The 4434-nt window shown below is 27.0% G+C and carries 4 protein-coding genes; all 4 read left to right on the forward strand.

The window, feature by feature from the left end:
• Positions 1-876 (forward strand): EpsG family protein (locus KVT27_RS22840; RefSeq protein ID WP_217581998.1); only part of this gene is annotated, 876 nt, incomplete at its 5' end.
• Positions 877-975: 99 nt separating this feature from the next.
• Positions 976-1719 carry a glycosyltransferase family 32 protein gene (locus KVT27_RS22845; protein WP_217581999.1) on the forward strand — a complete coding sequence of 248 codons (744 nt, stop codon included), beginning with the start codon at positions 976-978 and terminating at the stop codon, positions 1717-1719.
• A gap of 58 nt (positions 1720-1777) precedes the next feature.
• Positions 1778-2905: a CDP-glycerol glycerophosphotransferase family protein gene (locus KVT27_RS22850; protein WP_217582000.1), complete on the forward strand. Its 1128-nt coding sequence runs from the start codon at positions 1778-1780 to the stop codon at positions 2903-2905.
• Positions 2906-2938: 33 nt separating this feature from the next.
• Complete coding sequence (locus tag KVT27_RS22855; RefSeq protein ID WP_048534516.1) at positions 2939-4366, forward strand: oligosaccharide flippase family protein; 1428 nt, start codon at positions 2939-2941, stop codon at positions 4364-4366.
• Positions 4367-4434: the final 68 nt, after the last annotated feature.

The following is a 4434-nucleotide window of genomic DNA, read 5'->3' on the forward strand; positions in this document are numbered from 1 at the left end:
GGAAGAGTTTGGTTTTCAGAACCTGGGCTAGTATATATAATGGACTTCATGAAATTTTTAGGCATACCAGTCCAAATCTTTTTCTTAGTTATAGCATTTCTTATACAGTATTTAATTTATAAGGCAATAAAGCATTACAGCGACACAAGAGAAGTATATTACATGGCTGTATTCTTTTATATTAGTTTATATTATTTTAATACCTCTTTAAATACAATAAGGCAATTTATAGCAATGGGTCTGTTTTTAATTAATGTAAATAATATAATCAATAAAAAGTTCATCAAATATAATTTAATGTTTATTGTAACAATTATGTTTCATAAGAGTGCGATATTTTTCTATCCAATGTATTTTTTGCATAATTTAGTAACGAGATATATTAATACGAATACTAAAAGAGTTACCTTACTAGTTATTTCTTTTTCTTTGATGTTTGTTAGATTTGACGAATTAATTATTAAAATAATATCTAAAGTTTTTGGTAATCAATATTCCTATTATACAGAATGGGCTTCAAGTCAATATTTAGAATACTCATTATCATGGAAAATGGCAGTGCTATTAATTGTTAAATTGTTATTAAGCATATGGTTAGTAAGCAATAAAGAAAAATTTATTCATCTAAAGAAGCATGAAGTTATATTTGGTATATACTATATAAGCTTAATATTAACATTCCCTTTGTATCCAATGCTAATATTTAGACGTTTACTTTTCTATATTAGTATTACAGAAATTATTATTTTTGCGTTATTTATACAAAAAAATCCAAAAGCAAAGATTGTATTTATTCTTTTTGCACTAAGTTATTATTTTGCTAACCTATTATTGGGATATAGTACGCCGCTTCCCTATGAAATCAGGTTGTGGTAGTGTTTTTGTAAGTTAACATATTAAAAATAGACATAATGAATTTAGATTCATTATGTCTATTTTTAAATAAGAAAATAATTTATTAAATTATTTTATAGAATGGAGTATAGTGAAATGAATAAAATTCCTAAGGTAATTCATTATTGTTGGTTTGGAAAAAATAAGAAATCGGAATTTATAGAAAAATGCATAGAGTCGTGGAGAAAACATTTACCAGATTATGAATTTATAGAATGGAATGAGGAGAATTTTGATATTAATTGCAATCAATTTGTAAAAGAAGCTTATGAGGAGAAAAAATGGGCATTTGTTTCTGATTATGTACGGCTATGGGCACTTTATAATTATGGTGGTATTTATCTTGATACAGTTGTGGAGGTTTTAAAGGGGTTTGATGCATTTTTAGAGCATGACAGCTTTAGTGGGTTTGAAGATGATATTACTATCCCAACAGGGATTATAGGAGCTATGAAAAATAGTCAGGCAATTAATATGTTTTTAAAATACTATGATAATAGAAGTTTTTATTTGGAAAACGGGGATCTTGATACAACTACGAATGTAGAAATTATCACTGAAATTTGCTCTGATCAAGGATTTGAGCCTAATGGAAATTATCAAGTATTAAATAATGGGATGCATATTTATCCTAAAGAGTACTTTTGTCCTAAAGAATATAAAACGGGGATTTTAAGAGTAACTAAAAATACTTATTGTATTCATCACTTTAATGGTTCTTGGATTACCAAGGATAAAAGATTTAAAAAGAACATCAGATTATTTATGTTTAGGGTTCTGGGAGAAAGAACGACTAATTTTCTTTTGAATATTGCGAAAAGATAACTAAGGAAGAAGTTTTTATTGTTGTTACATTGAAAAATAGTAATCTAGGAGAGGAAATATGAGGAATAGAATTACATTTTTAATCGCTAGAATTATTTTCTGTTTTTTAAGAATGAACCCCAAAAAATTAATTTTTATACATTATGCACCAGGTTCAGGTTCCAATGTGAAAGTGCTATATGATTTTATGACTAAAGAATATAATGATCTAGATTTAATATATATAAATTTTCAAAAAATGCTGGAAAAACCGATAGAAAATGCTATGCATTTAGGGACGGGATCTATTGTTATCACATCGCATGGCCCTATAAAAAAAATGAAAAAGAAACAAAAATTCATTGAATTATGGCATGGAATACCCTTGAAAAAAATGGGGTTATTAGAAAATGAAACTACTATGAATAAAAAGAAAATCGATACATTAGATCGAGTAATTTCTAGTTCAGAAACGTACACTACGTTATTGAATGCCTGTATAGGAATAAATAATAAATATGTTATCACTGGATTCCCACGAAATGATCTTTTAAATTTGAGGGGAGGAGAAAAGAGAGACATCATATTGAAATACTTTTCAGTTAGTGAAAACAATAAATTAATGGTATTTATGCCGACATTCAGAAAAGGATATATCAGAGAAGAATCGGATTTAAACAGGGAATATAATATATTCGGTTTAGGTGATATGAATATCAATGAATTTAATGCTTATTTAGTAAAAAACAGAATTACAGTTATTGTGAAATTACACCCTAAAGAGGAAGAGTATTATAAAAAAACATTTGAGGGATTTTCTAATATCAAGTTATGTACTTCGGAATTTTTAGCAAAATATAATTTAGATATATACCAAATATTATCTGAAACGGATTTGTTAATAACCGATTATTCAAGTGTTTATTTTGATTATCTTTTATTAGATAAGCCGATATTATTTTTGAATACAGATTTAGATCAATATCGTAATAATAGGGGATTCCTATTAAATCCATTTGAATTTTGGACTCCTGGTCCAAAGGTGAACATATACAATCATTTTATCTGTGAATTAGAGAAGTTGCTTACTGATGAAAAATATTATAAAACTGAAAGGGAAAATATAAAAAAGATAGTTCATGAATATACTGATTTTAAGTATTCAGAAAGGGTAGCTAAATATATATATAGTAATTATTTAAATTAAAGTAATTATAAATAAATTAGCTAAAATTATAATATGAAAAAAGTATTACGTGACTTTTTATATAATGCTTTATATCAATTATTTATTATAATCACTCCAATTCTTACTATGCCATTTCTTTCTAGGGTCTTAGGAGTAAAGGCATTAGGAATAAACAGTTATACTTTTTCAGTTGTCCAAATTTTAGGTGTATTGGCCTTTTTAGGAATTGGTCAACTGGGTATTAGAAGTATAGCAAAAAATAGAGATTCTCAAAATAAAGTAAATGAAACATTTTGGGGACTATGGTTAATTCAATTTTTAGCAGGAATTGTAGTTATAGGGTTATATACATTCTATATTATAAATGTAAATAAAGAATATAGAATGTATTTTTTATTGCAACTGCCATTTCTTTTTGGGGTTATTTTTGATATTTCATGGTTTTATATTGGTATTGAAAGGATTAAACAAGTAGTTTTAAGAAATATGCTAATTAAATCTGTATCAATTATATTGATCTTTATTTTAATTCGTGATGAAAATGACTTGTGGAAGTATATGCTTATAATGTCCTTAGGAGCCTTGCTAGGAAATATAGTATTTTGGATGGGGTTATCTAAATATGTAACCAAATTCTCATTTAATAGACAGTACCTGAAGGATAACTTTAGGGCTGCCTTACTACTACTAATTCCACAATTAGCTATTCAAGTATATATTACATTTGATAAAACAATCTTAGGAATGATAGCTGGGCCTGTCGAATTATCCTATTATGATCAATCGCAAAAAATATCTAGAATTATTTTGGCTGTCATTACTTCGCTAAGTATGGTGTTATTACCTAGACTCGCTAATATGGTTGTTAATAATCAAAATGAAGTTCTTCATAAATACTTGAAAAAGTCTTTAGATTATACGATAGTGCTAGCGCTATTATTCTGTAATATCGTAATGCTCAATTCTTATGAATTTGTTCCTTGGTTCTTTGGAGAAAGCTTTATTCCTATGTCACCTTTAATGTTCTGGGTAAGTTTCATTATTATTTTTATTCCAATAGGCGGTGTCTTTGCAAATCAATATGCACTTGCTTTTGAAAAGGATAAACAATACGTATTACCATTAGTACTAGGTGCAATAATTAGCCTGATACTTAATATAATATTTATACCGCGATATGGTGCAGTAGGTGCAACATTTGTTATAGTATTTGTTGAATTTATGGTTTGCTTTTTTAGGGTATATCTAATTCGAAAATATCTAGATTTAAAGTTTATGTTCCAAGGAGTATATACTTATTTTCTAGCCGCATTGATAACTTTTATTTTCGTATATTTCATCCCAAAAATGTTTGTAAATGATTTTATAAACATGACGATTAAATCATTAGTCATTGGCATGGTATATATAATAATTATTTTGGTTTTACCTAATATGATTTCTCGGGATTTAAAAAGGCTAATCTTAAAAAATAAATAAGTAGATTTTAGGAGTGTATTTTAAAATATGAAGCGAATTTTAACTTATGGAACATTTGATTTACTACA

The sequence above is a fragment of the Lysinibacillus sp. GbtcB16 genome (assembly GCF_019091145.1).
Classification (GTDB): domain Bacteria; phylum Bacillota; class Bacilli; order Bacillales_A; family Planococcaceae; genus Lysinibacillus; species Lysinibacillus fusiformis.

Coding starts and splice junctions, on each gene's coding strand:
- KVT27_RS22845 (WP_217581999.1), top strand. CDS start 976: ATGGAGTATAGTGAAATGAATAAAATTCCTAAGGTAATTCATTATTGT.
- KVT27_RS22850 (WP_217582000.1), top strand. CDS start 1,778: ATGAGGAATAGAATTACATTTTTAATCGCTAGAATTATTTTCTGTTTT.
- KVT27_RS22855 (WP_048534516.1), top strand. CDS start 2,939: ATGAAAAAAGTATTACGTGACTTTTTATATAATGCTTTATATCAATTA.